Annotated in this window: 17 protein-coding genes and 1 riboswitch; of the genes, 10 read left to right on the forward strand and 7 right to left on the reverse strand. The window is 38.4% G+C overall.

Annotation, left to right across the window (positions count from 1 at the left end; all coding sequences use genetic code 11):
* Positions 1–39: 39 nt before the first annotated feature.
* Positions 40–426 (reverse strand): DUF423 domain-containing protein, encoded by a 387-nt coding sequence (locus ACFO7M_RS03950; RefSeq protein WP_379717873.1) that lies wholly within the window; start codon positions 424–426, stop codon positions 40–42.
* Between the two features lie 118 nt (positions 427–544).
* Here ACFO7M_RS03950 and ACFO7M_RS03955 point away from each other — a divergent pair, with 118 nt between their 5' ends.
* Complete coding sequence (locus ACFO7M_RS03955; protein WP_379717871.1) at positions 545–1897, forward strand: saccharopine dehydrogenase family protein; 1353 nt, start codon at positions 545–547, stop codon at positions 1895–1897.
* A 36-nt stretch (positions 1898–1933) separates the two neighbouring features.
* Here ACFO7M_RS03955 and ACFO7M_RS03960 read toward each other — a convergent pair whose 3' ends face one another.
* The gene (locus ACFO7M_RS03960) at positions 1934–2539 is read right to left on the reverse strand and encodes a hypothetical protein (protein ID WP_379717869.1); all 606 of its coding nucleotides are present in this window, start codon (positions 2537–2539) and stop codon (positions 1934–1936) included.
* A 269-nt stretch (positions 2540–2808) separates the two neighbouring features.
* Here ACFO7M_RS03960 and ACFO7M_RS03965 point away from each other — a divergent pair, with 269 nt between their 5' ends.
* Positions 2809–3279, forward strand: coding sequence for an Lrp/AsnC family transcriptional regulator (locus ACFO7M_RS03965; RefSeq protein ID WP_379717867.1), 471 nt, complete (start codon positions 2809–2811; stop codon positions 3277–3279).
* A 78-nt stretch (positions 3280–3357) separates the two neighbouring features.
* Here ACFO7M_RS03965 and ACFO7M_RS03970 read toward each other — a convergent pair whose 3' ends face one another.
* The gene (locus tag ACFO7M_RS03970; protein WP_379717865.1) at positions 3358–4056 is read right to left on the reverse strand and encodes a zinc metallopeptidase; all 699 of its coding nucleotides are present in this window, start codon (positions 4054–4056) and stop codon (positions 3358–3360) included.
* Between the two features lie 139 nt (positions 4057–4195).
* On the opposite strand from ACFO7M_RS03970, the gene ACFO7M_RS03975 reads away from it, so the two are divergent.
* The gene (locus ACFO7M_RS03975; RefSeq protein WP_379734141.1) at positions 4196–7678 is read left to right on the forward strand and encodes a T9SS type B sorting domain-containing protein; all 3483 of its coding nucleotides are present in this window, start codon (positions 4196–4198) and stop codon (positions 7676–7678) included.
* 75 nt (positions 7679–7753) lie between these two features.
* Here ACFO7M_RS03975 and ACFO7M_RS03980 read toward each other — a convergent pair whose 3' ends face one another.
* Together ACFO7M_RS03980 and fumC are read right to left on the reverse strand one after the other, a co-directional pair.
* Entirely contained in the window at positions 7754–10729 is a 2976-nt protein-coding gene (locus tag ACFO7M_RS03980; RefSeq protein WP_379734143.1) for a leucine--tRNA ligase, read from the reverse strand.
* A 136-nt stretch (positions 10730–10865) separates the two neighbouring features.
* Positions 10866–12251, reverse strand: a complete 1386-nt coding sequence (gene fumC, locus ACFO7M_RS03985; protein WP_379734145.1) for a class II fumarate hydratase — start codon at positions 12249–12251, stop codon at positions 10866–10868.
* Between the two features lie 148 nt (positions 12252–12399).
* Between fumC and ACFO7M_RS03990 the strand changes: the two genes are divergently transcribed.
* From ACFO7M_RS03990 to ACFO7M_RS04010, 5 genes are all read left to right on the forward strand, one after another.
* The gene (locus ACFO7M_RS03990; RefSeq protein WP_379717857.1) at positions 12400–13275 is read left to right on the forward strand and encodes a cell division protein FtsX; all 876 of its coding nucleotides are present in this window, start codon (positions 12400–12402) and stop codon (positions 13273–13275) included.
* Between the two features lie 72 nt (positions 13276–13347).
* Positions 13348–13578: a DUF3098 domain-containing protein gene (locus ACFO7M_RS03995; protein WP_379734147.1), complete on the forward strand. Its 231-nt coding sequence runs from the start codon at positions 13348–13350 to the stop codon at positions 13576–13578.
* A gap of 59 nt (positions 13579–13637) precedes the next feature.
* The gene (locus ACFO7M_RS04000) at positions 13638–14447 is read left to right on the forward strand and encodes an undecaprenyl-diphosphate phosphatase (protein ID WP_379734149.1); all 810 of its coding nucleotides are present in this window, start codon (positions 13638–13640) and stop codon (positions 14445–14447) included.
* An 8-nt stretch (positions 14448–14455) separates the two neighbouring features.
* Complete coding sequence (truB, locus tag ACFO7M_RS04005; protein ID WP_379734151.1) at positions 14456–15160, forward strand: tRNA pseudouridine(55) synthase TruB; 705 nt, start codon at positions 14456–14458, stop codon at positions 15158–15160.
* Positions 15150–15743, forward strand: coding sequence for a hypothetical protein (locus ACFO7M_RS04010; protein ID WP_379717849.1), 594 nt, complete (start codon positions 15150–15152; stop codon positions 15741–15743). The genes truB and ACFO7M_RS04010 overlap by 11 nt, the downstream gene beginning before the upstream one ends.
* Here ACFO7M_RS04010 and ACFO7M_RS04015 read toward each other — a convergent pair.
* Positions 15740–16363, reverse strand: a complete 624-nt coding sequence (locus ACFO7M_RS04015; RefSeq protein ID WP_379717847.1) for a thioredoxin family protein — start codon at positions 16361–16363, stop codon at positions 15740–15742. The two genes, ACFO7M_RS04010 and ACFO7M_RS04015, sit on opposite strands and share 4 nt — an antisense overlap.
* A gap of 67 nt (positions 16364–16430) precedes the next feature.
* Here ACFO7M_RS04015 and ACFO7M_RS04020 point away from each other — a divergent pair, with 67 nt between their 5' ends.
* Complete coding sequence (locus ACFO7M_RS04020; RefSeq protein WP_379734153.1) at positions 16431–16988, forward strand: DNA-3-methyladenine glycosylase I; 558 nt, start codon at positions 16431–16433, stop codon at positions 16986–16988.
* A gap of 48 nt (positions 16989–17036) precedes the next feature.
* Here the strand turns inward: ACFO7M_RS04020 and ACFO7M_RS04025 are convergent, their stop codons facing one another.
* Entirely contained in the window at positions 17037–18386 is a 1350-nt protein-coding gene (locus ACFO7M_RS04025; RefSeq protein WP_379734155.1) for a LamG-like jellyroll fold domain-containing protein, read from the reverse strand.
* Between the two features lie 380 nt (positions 18387–18766).
* Positions 18767–18874: riboswitch (TPP riboswitch) on the forward strand.
* 65 nt (positions 18875–18939) lie between these two features.
* On the opposite strand from ACFO7M_RS04025, the gene thiS reads away from it, so the two are divergent.
* Positions 18940–19146 (forward strand): sulfur carrier protein ThiS, encoded by a 207-nt coding sequence (gene thiS / locus ACFO7M_RS04030; RefSeq protein ID WP_379734157.1) that lies wholly within the window; start codon positions 18940–18942, stop codon positions 19144–19146.
* Positions 19147–19204 lie beyond the last annotated feature (58 nt).

Here is a 19204-nt window from a genome sequence, read left to right on the forward strand (position 1 = left end):
TTGCGCAAAAGTATAAATTTATTTTTAATGCTTAACAGATTACGCTCTTTTTGTGATAATGTAATAGAAAAGCATTGACCATGAAAGGATTAACAATAATCCGCCAATAGGCGTAATCGGACCCAAGAACTTTAAATTCAAACCTGTTATTGCTGTTGTAGAAAGTAAGAAAATAGACACAGAGAAGAACAAAACGCCAAACAAGGTCAGTGTAAATACTATGTTTTTTTGTTCCGGTAAAATCAGTTGTGTGGTACCCAAAAACAACAAAAACAAAGCATGGTACATCATATAACGTACGCCTACTTCAAAAGAGTTCAATTGATCTGCATTCAATACTTTTTTTAAAGCATGCGCCCCAAAAGCACCCAATACAATCGAAACCATACCAAAAACCAAAGCGGTTAATACAATCTTCTTTTCCATTAAGATATTTTTCTTCAAAAATACGACAGGATCATTAATTTATTTGCTTTTCTAACAACAATACTTTCATAAATATAACATTTTGCTACTTTTGTGTGATTTTTTATAGCAACCAACCATGAGAAACGTATTAATTATTGGAGCAGGACGCTCGGCGTCGTCGCTTATTAAATATCTTTTAGAGAAGTCGGAAAGTGAAAACCTACATCTTACCATTGGCGATTTGTCACAAGAATTGGCCTTACGCAAAACAAACGGTCACAAAAATGCCACTGCCATTGCATTGGACATTAACAATGAATCACAACGTCAAGCCGAAATCCAAAAAGCCGATATCGTAATATCCATGCTTCCGGCTCATATGCATATTGAAGTAGCTAAAGATTGTATTACTTTCAAAAAACATATGGTCACTGCATCATACATCAGTGATGCCATGCAAAGTCTGGATGAAGCAGCCAAGGAAAACGGATTGGTTTTTATGAATGAAGTCGGTCTTGATCCAGGTATAGACCACATGAGCGCCATGAAAGTATTGGATGAAATCCGTGAACAAGGCGGAAAAATGATTTTATTCGAATCTTTCTGTGGCGGTTTAGTGGCTCCTGAATCTGACACTAACCTTTGGAATTATAAATTCACGTGGGCGCCACGAAATGTAGTACTGGCAGGACAAGGTGGTGCTGCGAAATTCATTCAGGAAGGTACTTACAAATACATCCCGTACAATAAATTATTCCGAAGAACAGAATTTCTTGAAGTGGATGGTTATGGCCGATTTGAAGGGTACGCCAATCGCGATTCGTTAAAATACAGAAGTGTGTATGGTTTAGACGATGCGTTAACCGTTTTCAGAGGAACCATTCGCCGTGTTGGCTATTCTAAAGCATGGGATATGTTCGTACAACTTGGAATGACTGATGATACGTATGTTATCGATGATTCTGAAAACATGAGCTACCGCGAATTCATCAACTTGTTCCTTCCCTATCATACCACGGATTCTGTGGAAATCAAATTACGCCACCAATTGAAAATCGATCAAGACGATGTAATGTGGGACAAATTAGTCGAATTGGACATCTTTAACCCGAATAAGACACTTGGCCTGAAGAATGCCACTCCAGCGCAAGCTCTCGAAAAAATCCTAACCGATTCGTGGACATTACAACCGAATGACAAAGATATGATTGTGATGTACCATAAATTTGGGTATGAAATCAATGGTCAAAGAAAACAAATAGATGCCACTATGGTGTGTATTGGCGATGATCAAACCTATACAGCCATGGCCAAAACAGTAGGTTTACCGGTAGCAATGGCAACTCTGCAAATCCTCAATGGAACAATTAAAACTCCGGGTGTACAACTGCCAATCAAAAAAGAAGTATACCAAACTATTCTGGATGAATTGGAAGACTATGGTGTCGTTTTCCACGAAAAAGAAGTACCATACAAAGGATACAATTAATAAAAAAGCCTATTTCAAATGAAATAGGCTTTTCTTTTATGAGGCATTCAATGCTTTGCTATTCTTTTGCTTATTAATCTCATCTTGTAACAACCGACTTATTTTCTGTTCTCTTTCAATCGATTTCTGCTTGTAGTTTTGGTATTCTTCTTCCAATTCGGCTAAAACACTTTTTGAGTGCGCGGTAACTGCATTCGATTTTTTGTACCGTAACGCAAAAAACAACACCAAGGCTACCGACCCGAAAAGCAACAGTGCAAATGTCGTGGCAAAAACTTTCTGATTGAATTCAATGCCCAAAAAGGTAACTGTAGGACCAGCATTCGTATAGGTCGAAAGTGCAGCATTCAAACTTGTCATTTTTGCTTGTAAACTTTGAATTTGACTTTGCTGTTCAGACAGCGTGGTTTTGGAACTATTCAATTCCGTTTCAATTTTTGAAAGAGATCCCAACACATCCCGTTGTAAACTCTCAATCAATTTTCGCTTGACAATTTTTAAATCCTGATAACTCTCCGATTTTTGCAAGATATAGTCAAACTGAGTAGCAATGCGATTAGATGTGGCATTCTCCTGTCCGTGTGCCATTGCAATTCCTATAAAGGAAACCGCAAAAAGCAATAGTTTTTTTAGTGTATTCATTTCTTTTTGATTTGAAGATTAAACATAGTAGGTTGATTATGAAACGTTAACCTATTTCTTTTTATTGCTTTATTGCCAATTTTAACACAATTCACGACTTTCAATACTACATTATCAATTCAAACAAAATTTGTACTTTTAACTATCAAATTTTAAATCATGAAAATAAATCACTTACAGATTGAAATTGACGATTTGATATTAAGAGGAGAATGTCCAGTGGACATTCGGTAAATATTTAATCATAAAATTGCTTTTAATTTATTCCTATGAAAATAAATCATCTACAAATAGAAATTGACGGTATAGATAAAGAGATTCTTCGCTACCTGATGGATGATGCTCGAAAACCCATTTTACAAATCGCCAACAAGATTGGTATTTCGGGGGCTGCCATTCATCAAAGACTACGCAAACTGGAAGAAGCCAAAGTAATTTCCGGTTCAAAATTTACGGTAAACAATAAGGTTTTGGGTTACAGCACCATGGCTTTTGTGGGTATTTATCTTGACAAGGCCGCACGTAATCCTGAAGCGGTTCGTGAGTTGAAAAAAATTCCCGAAGTATTGGAATGTCACTACACCACTGGAAATTGGAGTATTCTAATTAAAATCATTTGTAAGGACAATGAACATTTAATGAACTTGCTCAATACAAAAATTCAGGCGATTGAAGGTGTTTCCAGAACCGAAACCTTTATCTCCCTTGACCAACAAATTGAGAGACAAATACAATTATAAAGTGTCCAAAAAAAATCCCAAACTCCATTCTTGGAATTTGGGATTTGTATTCGTATTTGTATTTGTATACGTTTAAAATTAATCGCGTCGGCCGAAAACTTGCATCGCCCAATACAACATCGAAGCCACTGCACCAATAGCCGCTACCAAATAAGTTCTCGCAGCCCATTTCAAAGCATCTTCAGCACCGGCATATTCTTCCTGACCTAACATATGTTTGTTTTTCAACCAAGCCAAGGCACGATTACTAGCATCGTACTCAACAGGTAATGTTATCAATGAAAAAGCCGTAGCTACACCCATTAAAACCAAACCGATAACGGCAACTATATAACCTAAATTCAAACCTTGAGAAGCAATTCCCAATATCAAACCACCCATAATCAACCATTGTGACAATGTTGATGATACATTCACCAAAGGTACCAATTTCGAACGCATCGTTAACCAGCTATAAGCAGTAGCATGTTGAACGGCGTGGCCACATTCATGGGCCGCAACCGCAGCCGCAGCCGCATTGCGTTGATTGTAAACCGCTTCCGACAAATTGACTGTCTTATCCACAGGATTATAATGGTCCGTCAATCTTCCTGGTGTCGAGATTACTTTAACATCACGAATCCCATGATCCGCGAGCATTTTTTCAGCTATCTCCGCTCCACTCATCCCATTGCGTAATGCTATTTTGGAATAATGATCAAATTTACGCTGTAAACGATTACTCACTAACCAACTTAACAAAGCAATTCCTCCGATTATAATATAATATCCTAACATAATAAAATTCAATTAATTAATACTAAAGCTACAAATTTTGAACCAATTTTAAAACATGTCATTATGACATTTTTACTGTCCTTTTTTAGATAATTTATAGATTTGCATTCAAAACAATAAAAAACCTACGTAGCCAAAAATGAGGAAACTATTATACCTGACACTTATACTACTTTTTTCAAACCTAACTCTTGCCAATACAATCTTCGTAAACAATGCTGCAACAGGAAGCAATAATGGTACTTCTTGGATCAATGCCTATACCGATTTGCAAAACGCAATAAACAATGCTGCTGACGGTGATGAAATTTGGGTTGCCAAAGGAACCTATTTCCCAACACGACCCGCCGATAATTTAAATACCGTAGATCCCAACAATAGAAAAAATTCATTTACTGTTTTAACGAATGTAAAATTATACGGAGGATTTATTGGTAATGAAACACTACTGAATCAAAGAGATTGGAATACAAATCAAACGATTTTAGATGGAGATATTGGTAATAACTCTAATCTAGACAACTGCTACCATGTTGTAATATTGGGAAACACTTCTGCAACCCTCGATGGATTTATAGTTCAAAACGGAAGGGCAGACGACTTTAGCAATAGCTTTATTCTAATTCGTTCAACAGCATTATATGCTGATGAAGGTGCCGGAATAGCATCCTATGCAATTGTTAATTCGTTTAAAAATCTTATCGTTCGAAAAAACTATTGTGTTAAAAGAGGAGGTGGAATCTATAGCCATGGAGCAGCAGATAATAACTTTGATAACCTAGTGGTTGAGGAAAATATTTCCAACAGTGGAGATGCGGCCGGAATCTTTGATGATGCTTATTCTTCAAGCAATTATTCCAATCTTAAAATCATTAACAATACTTCCTACAGAGATCCTGGTGGAATCTATATTTTCCAAAGATTTTCTGGTAATCGGTATTTGAGAAACTTAATTGTACAAGGAAATACAGGCGGGATTTATATTGATGCTCCAAGTGCCACGATTTCTAACTCACTATTTACAGGAAACATGGGTAGTGCAATCTATTCTGACAATGCCAATATTACCTTATCCCATATTACAGTCACTGGAAATAATAGCAATTCAATGGGAGCTGTCCATTTATTTGGAAATTCACACAAAGTATACAACTCGATACTTTGGGGAAATTCTTATCCTGATATTACTGTATATGTGACTTCGACTATAGATTATAAAAACAACACTATCAATTTTGGATTACCCATTACAGCGACCAATAGCAATCAAAATCCGTTATTTATCAATCCATTACCCATCGGATTAAATTCTGGAGGAGATTACCGTCTTTCTTGCGGAAGCCAATGTATTGATGCAGGTAATAATGCTTACATCATCAGTGGTACTGTAACCGATTTGGACAACACCAATAGAATTTTAGGTAGTGCTACTGATATGGGTGCTTATGAGTTCAATGGGACCAGCAAACCTATTACACCTAACCCTTTTCCTTTCTATTGTCAAAACGAAATTGCCTCGGCACTGTCTGTTTCGGGAACCAATGTTTTATGGTATACTACACCAACCGGTGGCATAGGATCTACAAGTGCACCAACACCCAACACTTCTATTACAGGAACAACCACCTATTATGTCTCACAAACCGTAGCAGGTTGTGAAAGCCCGAGGACTGCAATATCCGTTGAGGTAAAAGCACCGTCTGCAATGCCAAAAGTAACACCTAGCGTCAACTATTGTCAAAACCAAACGGCTTCAGCTTTATCGGCTACAGGAACTACACTTTTATGGTATACAACATCTGCGGGAGGAACGGGAACTGCAATTGCTCCAATACCTGATACTTCCATTGCCGGAACCACAACGTATTATGTATCCCAAAACACGAATGGTTGTGAAAGCGCCAGAGCAGCTATCAACGTAATTGTTGACAACGCACCTGTAGCTCCTTCTGTTACGCCGCAAATCACTTATTGTCAAAATGAAACTCCTTCAACACTGACCGCTTCGGGAAACAGCTTGTTATGGTATTCAACACCTACTGGAGGATCAGGTAACACAACGGCTCCAATTCCTAATACATCAACTTCAGGAACCACCACCTATTACGTAACGCAAACCGTGGGTTGTGAAAGTCCAAGAAGTGCTATCACAGTTACTGTAAATGCTCAACCGCAATCACCGGCTGCAACATCTTCTTTAAGTTATTGCCTTAATGAAACGTCCAATATAGTAACTGCAACAGGAACGAACCTTTTATGGTACACTACACCAACCGGTGGCACAGGAAGCACTATAGCTCCAACTCCGTCTACTACGACTGCAGGAACTACCGTGTATTATGTTTCTCAAACTATTGCAGGTTGTGAAAGCCCGAGGACTGCAATATCCGTTGAGGTAAAAGCACCGTCTGCAATGCCAACAGTAACACCTAGCGTCAACTATTGCCAAAACCAAACGGCTTCAGCTTTATCGGCAACAGGAACTACACTTTTATGGTATACAACATCTACCGGAGGAACGGGAACCACAATTGCTCCAATACCTGATACTTCCATTGCTGGAACTACAACATATTATGTATCCCAAAACACGAATGGTTGTGAAAGTGCCAGAGCAGCTATCTCCGTAATGGTTGGCAGTGCTCCATCAGCACCAGTAACTACTTCAACTGTAAGCTATTGTCAAAATCAATCTGCTTCTCCGCTAACAGCTACCGGATCCAACCTATTATGGTATTCGACACCTACCGGTGGAACAGGAAGTACAACAGCTCCAACACCCAATACTTCTAATCCAGGAGTGACTACGTACTACGTAACACAAACCGTGGGTTGTGAAAGCCAAAGAAGTCCAATTGCAGTAACCATTGTACCACTCCCAAAACCAATTTTGGCTGGCGGTAGTATCTGCAAAGACAAAAACAATGCTCTAGTTCCATTCGTTATCAATACCTATTTGGATCCTGCTACCTATTCCTTTCAATGGTATTCGATTCAATCGGGAATTGCGACAATTATTCCCAATGCAACGCAAAACAACCTTTCAGTAACACTTCCTGCCGAATACGGTGTAATTACAAAAGACAGGAGCACAACACTCGGATGTGAATCTGATATGAGCAAAACAATCGTGAACCTTGAAAACGAACCTATTGCCATAGCCGTAACACAATCCGATTATTTCGCTCAGCAAACTTCAATTAAAATTGAAGTGCTACCTGCAGGAAATTACAATTACCAACTAGACAATGGTGCACCACAGTCCAATAATGTATTTACCAATGTAAAACCAGGTGAACATATAATTACAGTAACCAATGCTTGTGGAAGTATAACGGAAAACGTTTTATTGGTTGACTACCCTAAATTTTTTACTCCCAACGGGGATGGTTTCACCGAAACTTGGAACATAAAAGCACTCCAAGACCAACCGGAAAGTAGAATCGAAATCTTTGATCGTATGGGTAAACTTTTAAAAGTGATCCAACCAAGTGGATTAGGCTGGGACGGTACCTACAATGGAAAAGAATTACCTTCGACCGATTACTGGTTCGTAGTACATTATTCCGACGCGAACGCAATCCCGAAAACCTTCAAAGCGCATTTCACCCTGAAACGCTAAAAAAAGAAATCCCAAATTCCCGATCTCTGATCTTGTCAGAATGGGAATTTGGGATTTTTATAGTAAATAGAAAACCTATCCTACTAAATTGATAATCTTTCCAGGAACGATAATCACTTTATTAGGAGTTCTTCCTTGTAACTGATTTTGAGTTCGTTCATCGGCCATAACGATTGCTTCAATTTGAGCCGCTGTCAAGTCCAATGGCAATTTAATCGTGAAACGCATCTTCCCATTGAAAGATACCGGATATTCTTTTTCAGATTCCACTAAGTATTTTTCTTCAAATTGAGGAAAAGCCACGGTCGAAATCGATCCTTCATGACCCAAAGCACTCCACAGTTCTTCAGCAATATGCGGCGCATAAGGTGAAACTACAACAGCCAACGGTTCTAAAATAGCTCTGTGAATACACTTTTGCTGCGCCAGTTCGTTTACACAAATCATAAACTGTGATACTGAAGTATTGAAAGAGAAATTCTCGATATCTTCAGTTACCTTTTTGATGGTTTTGTGTAACGATTTGTACATCTCAGCAGTCGGTTCGTCATTAATGACTATCAAACCATTATCATCGAAGTACAAACGCCATAGTTTTTTCAGGAATCCTGAAACTCCGGTAATACCAGCTGTATTCCATGGTTTCGCTTGTTCCAATGGTCCCAAAAACATTTCGTACAAACGCAACGTATCGGCTCCGTACTGTTCGCAGATATCATCAGGATTAACTACGTTGTATTTTGATTTGGACATTTTCTCGACTTCACGGCCTACTATGTATTTTCCGTTTTCCAATACAAATTCTGCATTGGCATAATCCGCATACAATGGATGTGCCTTGAATTTCTCGATATCCAATTCATTCGTAATATCATTGATTACTGATAAATCAGCATGGATTGGGGTAAAATATTTCCATTCCAACGGTGAACTTACAATAACCTTATGAGTCGATATTAATTCGGAGTGAAATTTATTTGCTTGTTCGTTTAAATCATCAAACATTAAATTTTCTTTAACTGCTTTTTCGATTAAATTTTTAGATACAAAAACAACTTTTCTCTTTTGATTTTCGGCTTCTATTCCAATTCCATATTCATATCTATATACAAACGCACTATTCCCCAAAATCATTCCCTGATTGATCAGTTTTTTGAATGGTTCTTCCGTAGGCGCAAAACCTTTGTCTTTTAAGAATTTATTCCAGAAACGCGAATACAACAAGTGGCCGGTTGCGTGCTCGCTTCCACCAATATATAAATCCACATTTTCCCAGTATTTCAAGGCATCTTGGCTTGCAAACTCATCTGTATTGTGTGCATCCATATAACGCATCCAATACCAAGACGATCCTGCCCAACCTGGCATAGTGTTCAATTCCAATGGAAATACAGTGACGTGATCGATCAATTCATTACTCACGACTTGATTGTTCATCGTATCCCAAGCCCAAACCGTTGCATTTCCTAATGGTGGCTGCCCGTCTTCAGTTGGCAAATATTTCTCCACTTCCGGCAATACAACTGGAAGGTGTTCTTTGGCAATCATTTGAGGCATTCCGTTCACATAATATACTGGGAATGGTTCTCCCCAATAACGTTGACGCGAGAAAACAGCATCACGCAAACGGTAGTTCACTTTGGCCGTTCCTGCGCCTATCTTTTCCAATTCCTCAATAACTTTCTTCGTACCCGCCTTATAATCCAATCCGTTTAAGAAATCAGAATTGACCAATTCGAAACCACTTTTTTCTCCGAAAGCCGCTTCTGAAATATCTTGGTTAAAAATATTTTTAATGACTGGCATGCCGTTCGTTCCTTTAAAGAAATTCGCAAACGCATAATCACGCTCATCACCACATGGTACTGCCATTACAGCTCCGGTACCATATCCTGCCAATACATAATCTCCAATCCAAACCGGAATTGGTTCCTTAGTGAATGGATGCTCGGCATAAGCGCCCGTGAATACACCTGAAATAGTTTTCACATCGGCCATTCTTTCTCTTTCCGAACGTTTTGCAGTCGCTTCAATATAGGCTTCCACAGCAGCTTTTTGCTCAGGAGTAGTGATTTTGGCAACCAATTCGTGTTCCGGCGCCAATGTCATAAACGTGACACCAAAAATGGTATCAGGACGCGTGGTAAACACATCAATCACCGCATCGTGATCTTTCACTTGGAAAGTAACCGCAGCACCCACCGATTTTCCAATCCAGTTGCGTTGTGACTCTTTCAATGATTCGGTCCAATCAATTGCTTCTAATCCTTGTAACAAACGTTCTGCATAAGCTGAAATACGCATCGACCATTGGGTCATCTTTTTACGAATAACCGGATGTCCTCCACGTTCTGAAACTCCGTTCACAATTTCGTCATTGGCCAAAACCGTTCCCAATGCCGGACACCAGTTTACTTCGGTTTCTGCCAAATATGTTAAACGGTATTGTAACAGTATTTTTTGTTGTTGTTCTGTAGAAAAAGCATTCCATTCCGAAGCTGAAAAAAGAGCAATGTTGTCATCACAAACGGCATGCACATTTGCATTTCCTTCCGTTGCGAAAATAGCCGTCAAAGTTGAGATATCTTCAGCTTTGTCGGTATTTTTATTATACCATGATTCAAATAACTGGATGAAAATCCACTGGGTATGTTTATAATACTCTGGATTGGAAGTACGTACTTCTCGGCTCCAATCAAAAGAAAAACCAATTTTATCCAATTGCTCACGGTAACGGGCAATATTCTCCTTAGTGGTTTTTTCAGGATGCTGACCAGTTTGAATAGCATATTGTTCTGCTGGCAAACCAAATGAATCATATCCTTGTGGATGCAACACATTGAATCCTTTGTGTCTTTTATATCGCGCTACGATATCCGAAGCGATATAACCCAGCGGATGCCCCACATGGAGCCCAGCCCCTGAAGGGTAAGGAAACATATCCAACACATAGTATTTCGGTTGATCAGAATTAGTTGCAGCAGCAAACGTTTGATGGTCTGCCCAGTACTTTTGCCATTTGGCTTCGATTTGTTCGTGAAAGTATTTCATCTTAAGAGTTACAAAGTTTCAAAGTGGAAAGTCGCAAAGTCCTTCCGCACTTAAAATTTAAGTCGCAAATTTACATTTATTATAAGAAACTGGAAATTTTGAAGGCTATTAAGTTCATTTAAAGCAATTCCTTAATTCACACCATGTCTTCGGGTTTGACCCATGCGTCAAAATCTTTGGCAGAAACATAACCGAGGCGGATGGCTTCTTCTTTTAGTGTTGTTCCGTTTTGATGGGCAGTTTGTGCAATTTCTGCGGCTTTATAATAACCTATTTTGGTATTCAAAGCCGTAACCAACATTAATGAATTATCAACCAATTCTTTGATTCGGGCATGATTGGGTTGGATACCTTGGGCACAATGTGCATCAAAAGACACACAGGCATCGCCCAACAATCTCGCCGACTGTAAGAAGTTTGCCGCCATAACCGGTTTGAAAACATTCAGCTCGTAATGTCCTTGCATTCCTCCCACAGTAATTGCCACATCATTCCCTAATACCTGCGCACATACCATTGTGAGTGCCTCACACTGGGTCGGATTGACTTTACCCGGCATGATAGAGGAACCCGGTTCATTCTCGGGAATAAGAATTTCACCAATACCCGATCGCGGACCTGAAGCCAACATTCGGATATCATTGGCTATTTTGTTCAAGGAAACAGCCAACTGCTTCAAAGCGCCATGTGTTTCAACAATGGCATCGTGCGAAGCCAAAGCTTCAAATTTATTGGGAGCGGTCACAAAAGGATGACCTGTAAATTGCGCAATGTACGATGCAACTTTCATGTCATACCCTTTCGGAGTATTCAATCCGGTACCAACGGCTGTTCCACCCAAAGCCACTTCCGAAAGATGAGGTAGGGTGTTTTTAAGAGCTTTCAATCCGTAATCCAACTGGGCCACATAACCGGAAATCTCCTGACCCAGAGTTAACGGAGTAGCATCCATCAAGTGGGTACGTCCTATTTTTACGATAGTGGTAAAGGCTTCTGCTTTGGCTCGCAGTGTGTCACGCAATTGCTCAATTCCTGGTATCGTAGTTGTTACAATCATTTTGTAGGCGGCAATGTGCATTGCTGTTGGAAAGGTATCGTTCGAGGATTGCGATTGATTCACATCGTCATTCGCCTTGATGATTGGATCTCCTTCCCCAATCTTATCTCCGGCCAAAACCTGAGCCCGATTGGCAATCACTTCATTCACATTCATATTGCTTTGTGTTCCGGATCCGGTTTGCCAAATTACCAAAGGAAATTGATCGTCTAATTTTCCAGCCAATAGTTCATCGCAAACCGCGCTTATAGCATCTCTTTTTGCTGAAGAAAGTACGCCCAAATCACAATTGGCAAACGCCGCCGCTTTTTTCAAATACGCAAATCCTTCAATGATTTCTTTAGGCATAGATCCCGAAGGACCAATCTTAAAATTATTTCGAGAACGTTCGGTCTGCGCACCCCAATATCTATCCGCAGGAACCTTTACTTCACCCATGGTATCTTTTTCGATTCTGTATTCCATTTTTTGTCTGTTTTGCTTTATTTTTTAATTTTCCGAGGATAAAACGGCTTATAAATTTACATTTATTATAAGAAACATGAAACTTTGAGCGTTATTAACTTTATATAAAGAAATTCTTTGTTATTTTTACCCCAAATAATTTTATTGTATGAGTTCATCTTTTGAAAAATTTCAAAAACGCAGATTAATTACGTCGTATTTTTCTGTGGTATTGAGTGTGTTTTTAGTACTTTTTATGTTGGGTTTATTGGCACTTTTTGTCGTAAATTCTAGAAAACTGTCTAATGATTTCAAAGAAGGCATTGCGATGTCTATCTATTTCAAAGATGAAGCCCAAGACACTACATTACAAAAATTCGGCGATAGTATTAAAGCAACGAAATTTGCAAAAACCGTTGATTTTGTAACCAAAGAACAAGCCGCAAAAACCCATTCGGATATTATTGGTGAGGATTTTATGGAATTCTTAGGCGTAAACCCATTACAAAACTCTTTCGATATCCATATCAAAGCAGCCTATGTGGAAAGCGACAGTATTGCTAAAATCGAAGCCAAACTAAGAGAAAACAAATTGATTTCGGACATCATTTACGACAAACAGTTGGTAAAAATGGTGAACGAAAACGTGAAAAAAGCCAGTATGTGGATTTTAATCATCAGTGGATTTTTAACGGTAATTGCTGTTTTACTCATCAATAGTTCATTACGATTATCGATATATGCCAACCGCTTTATCATCAAAACAATGCAAATGGTGGGAGCTACAAAAGCTTTCATCAGAAAACCATTCATCTGGAGAAGCGTAAGACTGGGTATGATTGGTGCTGGTGTGGCCATCATCGCCTTACTGGGTGTATTGTTCTATGTTGATTCTAATTTTCCAAACTTAGGCATCATGGAAGACAAATTCTCCATCATCATGATTTTATTAGGTGTTTTCGGAGTTGGAGTACTAATAACGTGGATAAGCACCCATTTTGCTACACAACGTTTCTTGAATTTAAGAACAGACGATTTGTATTAAAATAAAACGTGACTTCGAGAACCTAAGCCAAAATGGCAAAAGGCAATAGAAAACAACACAAAATAGAGTTAGATGGAAGATAAAAAAAATGAATTTCTTTTCGAAAAGATCAATTATAAATTTCTCTTAATTGGATTAGCGGTTATTACCATTGGTTTCATACTAATGACTGGCGGTGGAAGCGATGATCCGAAAGTGTTCAATCCTGATATTTTTAATTTCAGAAGAATCCGATTAGCGCCTACAATGGTTTTGGCTGGATTTGGAATTACAATATATTCGATCTTTAAAAAAACTAAATAATTACAGTGATTGGTTTGGTTTCTTGACCAAAACGCTCCACTGAAATTTAAGACGTGTCTATGGATATCCTACAAGCCATACTTATCGCTATAGTAGAAGGCCTAACCGAATATTTACCGGTTTCTTCTACTGCACACATGATATTTACCAGTTCGTACTTTGGTATACAAGAAGATGATTTTGTGAAATTATTCCAAGTATCCATTCAATTTGGGGCTATTTTGGCTGTTGTTGCTTTATACTGGAAAAAGTTCTTCGATTTTTCGAAATGGAATTTCTTTATCAAACTAGCATGTGCCGTGGTTCCAGCCCTGGTTTTAGGTAAATTATTCGATGATAAGATCGAAGCCGTTTTAGGCAATCCCATCCCTATTGCTATTGTTTTGATTGTAGGCGGAATTATCCTATTGTTCATTGATAAGTTCTTCCAAAACCCAACTGTAGCTACCGAAGAAGAAATTTCAATCAAAAAAGCGGTAACTATTGGTTTCTGGCAATGTTTAGCAATGATGCCGGGAACAAGCCGAAGTGCAGCCTCTATCATTGGCGGAATGCAACAAGGATTGAGCCGACATGCTGCCGCTGAATTTTCTTTCTTTTTAGCCGTTCCTACCATGTTGGCCGTTACGTGTTATTCGGTACTGATCAAAACTTACGAGCACAGCCAAATGAAAGGCTATGAATTAATTCTACAATCCAAAGAAACCATCACCATGTTTTTGGTGGGAAATCTGGTTGCTTTCATAGTAGCTGTTATCGCTATCAAATTTTTTATCGGTATTATCAAACAATACGGATTCAAACCGTGGGGCTGGTATCGTATTATTGCAGGTACTCTACTACTTTTCTATTTCACTTATTTTAAATAATTATTACTTTGTATTCTGCGGAAGATATATTAAACGGTCAGGTTTTACTGATTGATAAACCACTGACTTGGAGTTCGTTTCAAGCTGTCAACAAACTAAAGTACGCGCTAAAAAACCGATTAGGCTTACCAAAGAAATTTAAAATTGGTCATGCCGGCACCTTAGATCCTTTGGCGACCGGGCTATTGATCGTTTGTACGGGGAAATTCACCAAAAAAATTACCGAAATTCAAGCTCAAACCAAAGAATACACCGGAACAATAATGGTTGGTGCTACAACTCCTTCCTACGATTTGGAAACCGAAATTGATGCCACTTTCCCAACAGAACATATCACCGAAACACTAATTCAGGAGACTGTACATCAGTTTCTAGGGGAAATCGATCAAAAACCACCGGTGTTTTCAGCCATAAAAAAAGACGGAAAACGCTTGTATGAACACGCCCGTGCCGGTGAAGAAGTGGAAATTGCATCACGAAAAACCACTATTTACGAATTTGAAATTACCCGTATTGCACTACCTGAAATCGATTTCAGAGTGCAATGCAGCAAAGGCACTTATATTCGTTCGTTAGCTTATGATTTTGGTTTATCTTTGCAATCTGGAGCGCATTTAACAGTATTACGCCGAACCAAAATTGGCGATTATTCGGTTGAAGAAGCGGTTACTCCTGAAGCATTTGATAAATTGATACCAAAAAATGAAAAATAAGTTTTTATTTCTTTTTTTACTTTTATCAACACTCGTCTTTTCCCAAGACACAATACCTTATGGTTTAAGCCTTAAAGACTCCATAAAACCGAAATACGAAAGAACCAAACCGATAAGTCCTGTTTTTAAACAGTTTGAGATAACAACATCTTTTAGTATTAATGATGAGGATGATAATCCAATGACAGAGGATGACGAGAGTAAGCCATTATTCATTCCAAATAGTTTGGGATTAAAATATGGTGTAGGGCTACAAAAAAACAAATGGCTTGGAATTAGCGTCAATACCGGCATCGACATTCGATTAAAACTTAAATTAGTGGCGGTACCTGTTTTTGGAAATTTACGTCTTAGTCCTTTTTTTAGGGATGAAAAAAGCAGAATAGCCCTTAATTTGGGTTATGGAAGAGGTTACGCCATAGGACGCGGCGATATGCAAGGCCGATATCGTAGGATAAACTTGTCTTTTGAAAGCTACGATGATGTTGGTCTTTTAATTGAACTGTCTGAATACAACTTTAATTTTAACAACAAAACATCAACTGTAATCTTTAGTATAGGTGGTTATGTACGGATATTTTAAAGCTTCTGATGCCCCAAATGCTCTAAATGCTCTAACAAATTGGCCAACTCCATTTGGGTACTCAAACCTTTATCTTTCAAATACCAAAGTTGTAATTCCGTCTTAGCCGTTTCATCCACCACACCATACTGCGCTTTGTAACTTTTGATAAGATGGGTGGCTCCCTCTGGTCGTGGTCCCCAACTCGATTTTACTTCTAAAGTCTCAGCATCCAAAATAATGACTTTAGGGATTGATTTACTGCCATTGGTAAGGAAATGGTTCATTAATGTCTCATTCTCGTCTCTAAAGACCAATTTCAACTGTATGCGGTCCGATACAGATGCCATTTTAAACAAGATAGGAACAATTTGTGCCGCATCACCACACCAGCCTTCTGTCAACGTCAACCAAATGTACTTTTTCTTCAGTAACTGGATTTTATGAACAACCTCATCAGGAACCTGTATCGTTTTGTCCAAACGATTCATGCGGGTTTCATTCAATTGACTGTAATGCAACAATTCTTCCGTTTGTTCATTACCCGACGATTTTCCTTCCGCCAGTAAGTTAGAAACTCTCTCACGATATTCGGGATACGAATAGCTATTCAAAAAACACTGCGCAATTTCCGTTTTCATTTCCATCATAATTTGATGTAAATTTACGATTAATTCAAAATTCAATTGGTAACCAAAGACACAAAATATGGAAAAAAAACGCTGCGGTTGGTGTGAAAAAGACGATTTATACCGCAACTATCATGATAATGAATGGGGTAAACCGGTGTATGATGATGCAACTATCTTCGAATTTCTGGTTCTGGAAACCTTCCAGGCTGGACTAAGCTGGTACACCATCTTGGCCAAACGCGAAAACTTCCGAAAAGCTTTTGACAATTTCGATTATAAAAAAGTAGCTGCTTATAACGAAACCAAAATGGAGGCTTTAAAAGAAGATGCTGGTATTATTCGAAATGGACTCAAAATCAAAGCTACGGTCAGCAATGCGCAGGCTTTCATAAAGGTACAGCAGGAATTTGGAACTTTCTCCAACTACATCTGGGGCTTCGTAGGTGGTAAACCGATAGACAACAAACCTAAATCCTCACAAGATGTGGTGGCAACGAACGAAATCTCTGACAAACTAAGTAAAGACTTGAAAAAACGCGGATTCAAATTTGTGGGTTCCACAGTAGTTTATGCACATATGCAAGCCACCGGAATGGTGAACGACCACGTGGAAGATTGCTGGTTACGAAACTAAAAAAGGAGGTCAAAATTATTGACCTCCTTTTTTATACTATTGTACCAATTACTCTTTTATCAATTGGATTGTTTTTACATTTCCAGTACTGGTAACCGCTCGTAAGATGTATATCCCTTTCGAGTAGCGACTCAAATCGATTAAATTCGTTCCAGAATTTAAATTAGAGCTATAAATCGATTGACCAAGTACATCAAATATTTCCACCTTTAATGCTTCGTTAAAATTCAATGTAAAACTATGCTTAGAAGGATTCGGATAAACCAATAACTCTTTGGAAGTAAAATTATCGGTATTTAATGCAGTACATTCATCAGAAGAAAAAGTACTACTTGCATTCGTATCAGTAAAAACCCAGCCGTCACATGGTCCAAAAGGAAGAGTAGCCGAGTTCGTCCCATAATTATCTGGATTAAAACTGGCAACATTTTCACAGGAAGTGAACAACCAAACACAACCTACTGGTTTTAAAACCCATGCACTATTATCCCATACTATTTCATAGGATTCCGGAAAAGTACAGCTAGTTTCTGCAGTAAAAAAACTACAGTCAAGGTCATTGTCTGTAGCATAACGAGGTTTACCGTTTACTTCTCCTGAATAATAATATTTACCCGCATAATTTCCTGTTACAGTAATCGGTGGATGTGCAGGAGTTGTACTACAACCTGAGCCAGTAACAAAAGAAAAATTTCCATATCCAAAACCGTGCTTATAGGTTGAGTTTACCGCTCTATTGAGAATTACACCATTGTTGGAACCGTCAAAATTCACATCCAATTCCAATCCTTGTTCAGTGTTACTTACACAACTAGAATAATTGTCAAAGATCTCTGTACTGGTTCGTAAATCGTTCCAGATTCGTAAATTATCGAATTTACAATTATTAGTACCACTAAATGAACCAAGATTTATTCTCGTATAATTAGAATTATTATCATAAAATTCAATAGGTTGTGTAAAAACAGCATCCAATACTTGAATTCCGTTGACATACATTTTTATACTTTTAGTAGCGGTATTGTTCACTACAAATGCAACGTGATACCATTGTCCAACAGCAAACGAAGGAGTGCCGGCAATGGTCTCGAAAGTAGTACCATTACCCAATTTTAAAACCGATACTCCTGAAGCATCAACATAAAATTCAATCGGTTTTGCAACTGAAGAAATACCTGGCGCGCATAGGAATCTACCGTTACCATCGCTCGCTGAATTCAAATAAAAGTCATACTCAAAGGTAAACGAAGTTATATTAAGTGGAAATTGCGGACATCCGTTACAACCGGAAATCGTAAATGCCGAATTGGTAGCTAAATTAATCGCATTATTTTGTGCATTAGAGCCCAAAAAAGTGAAGAAGAAAAGAATAAGGCTGAAAAAATAATGTTGCTTCATAGATTAAGATTTATATTCGGGTGTAAAAATAAGAAAATTGCAAGGAAAGAGATTACTTATTATAAATCAAATTGTTAACGATTAAAAAAGACGTAAGATTTCTCCTAAATACGACAAATCGGAATACGTTAAAACCCTTTCTTTCCTTCCTGAAAAAAAAACAATCCATTTTTAAAAAGTGGGAGATGTAGCACTGATCTAGCACTGATCTAGCACTGATATAGCACTCTTTTAGCACATTACCCTTCAACAAGAAGGTTAGATTATTCGGTTATTGGGTTAGTATAACTTTAAGATAACCTCAACAACCATAAACCATAAATAATAAACTCCTAAATTCTAAAAAGTCGAACCATCTTAAATAAAAAAAACATACATTTGTCTCGCTTTAGGGGTGTCTACTCTCGTTTTCGGGAATGTAGGCTGAGATTTTACCCTCTGAACCTGATCTGGTTAATACTAGCGTAGGGAAAAGTAAGATGACTTCATAATGTGCTTTTAGGTACCATTGTAGCCATTCCTAAAGTTTTGTTATCTACTTAAAACAACAGGAATGGAACTAAAAATCAACAATCAAACCAAAATTTTCGAAGCAACAACGCTTTCCGTTCAGGCTTTGCTCGATCTCGAGCTGCCCAACAAACAAAACGGCATCGCTTTTGCCATCAATAATTCGGTAATTCCCAAAACCGACTGGGCAACTACAGTCCTGTCTGAAACCGACGATATTCTAATCATCACAGCCACACAAGGCGGATAATAAGGCTGCACGGGCGGGCTGTAAGCTACAAGTCCGCAGTCAAAAGCCTCAAAACACA

The organism is Flavobacterium sp. GCM10023249 (assembly GCF_042653365.1).
GTDB lineage: Bacteria > Bacteroidota > Bacteroidia > Flavobacteriales > Flavobacteriaceae > Flavobacterium.

Bases quoted from the DNA above. Each gene is read 5' to 3' on its own strand.
- ACFO7M_RS03960 (WP_379717869.1), bottom strand. From the start codon at position 2,539: ATGAATACACTAAAAAAACTATTGCTTTTTGCGGTTTCCTTTATAGGA.
- ACFO7M_RS04015 (WP_379717847.1), bottom strand. From the start codon at position 16,363: ATGAAAACGGAAATTGCGCAGTGTTTTTTGAATAGCTATTCGTATCCC.
- ACFO7M_RS03955 (WP_379717871.1), top strand. From the start codon at position 545: ATGAGAAACGTATTAATTATTGGAGCAGGACGCTCGGCGTCGTCGCTT.
- ACFO7M_RS03950 (WP_379717873.1), bottom strand. From the start codon at position 426: ATGGAAAAGAAGATTGTATTAACCGCTTTGGTTTTTGGTATGGTTTCG.
- ACFO7M_RS03975 (WP_379734141.1), top strand. From the start codon at position 4,196: ATGAGGAAACTATTATACCTGACACTTATACTACTTTTTTCAAACCTA.
- ACFO7M_RS04000 (WP_379734149.1), top strand. From the start codon at position 13,638: ATGGATATCCTACAAGCCATACTTATCGCTATAGTAGAAGGCCTAACC.
- ACFO7M_RS04025 (WP_379734155.1), bottom strand. From the start codon at position 18,386: ATGAAGCAACATTATTTTTTCAGCCTTATTCTTTTCTTCTTCACTTTT.
- thiS (WP_379734157.1), top strand. From the start codon at position 18,940: ATGGAACTAAAAATCAACAATCAAACCAAAATTTTCGAAGCAACAACG.
- ACFO7M_RS03965 (WP_379717867.1), top strand. From the start codon at position 2,809: ATGAAAATAAATCATCTACAAATAGAAATTGACGGTATAGATAAAGAG.
- ACFO7M_RS03970 (WP_379717865.1), bottom strand. From the start codon at position 4,056: ATGTTAGGATATTATATTATAATCGGAGGAATTGCTTTGTTAAGTTGG.
- ACFO7M_RS03995 (WP_379734147.1), top strand. From the start codon at position 13,348: ATGGAAGATAAAAAAAATGAATTTCTTTTCGAAAAGATCAATTATAAA.
- ACFO7M_RS03990 (WP_379717857.1), top strand. From the start codon at position 12,400: ATGAGTTCATCTTTTGAAAAATTTCAAAAACGCAGATTAATTACGTCG.
- ACFO7M_RS04020 (WP_379734153.1), top strand. From the start codon at position 16,431: ATGGAAAAAAAACGCTGCGGTTGGTGTGAAAAAGACGATTTATACCGC.
- fumC (WP_379734145.1), bottom strand. From the start codon at position 12,251: ATGGAATACAGAATCGAAAAAGATACCATGGGTGAAGTAAAGGTTCCT.
- ACFO7M_RS04010 (WP_379717849.1), top strand. From the start codon at position 15,150: ATGAAAAATAAGTTTTTATTTCTTTTTTTACTTTTATCAACACTCGTC.
- ACFO7M_RS03980 (WP_379734143.1), bottom strand. From the start codon at position 10,729: ATGAAATACTTTCACGAACAAATCGAAGCCAAATGGCAAAAGTACTGG.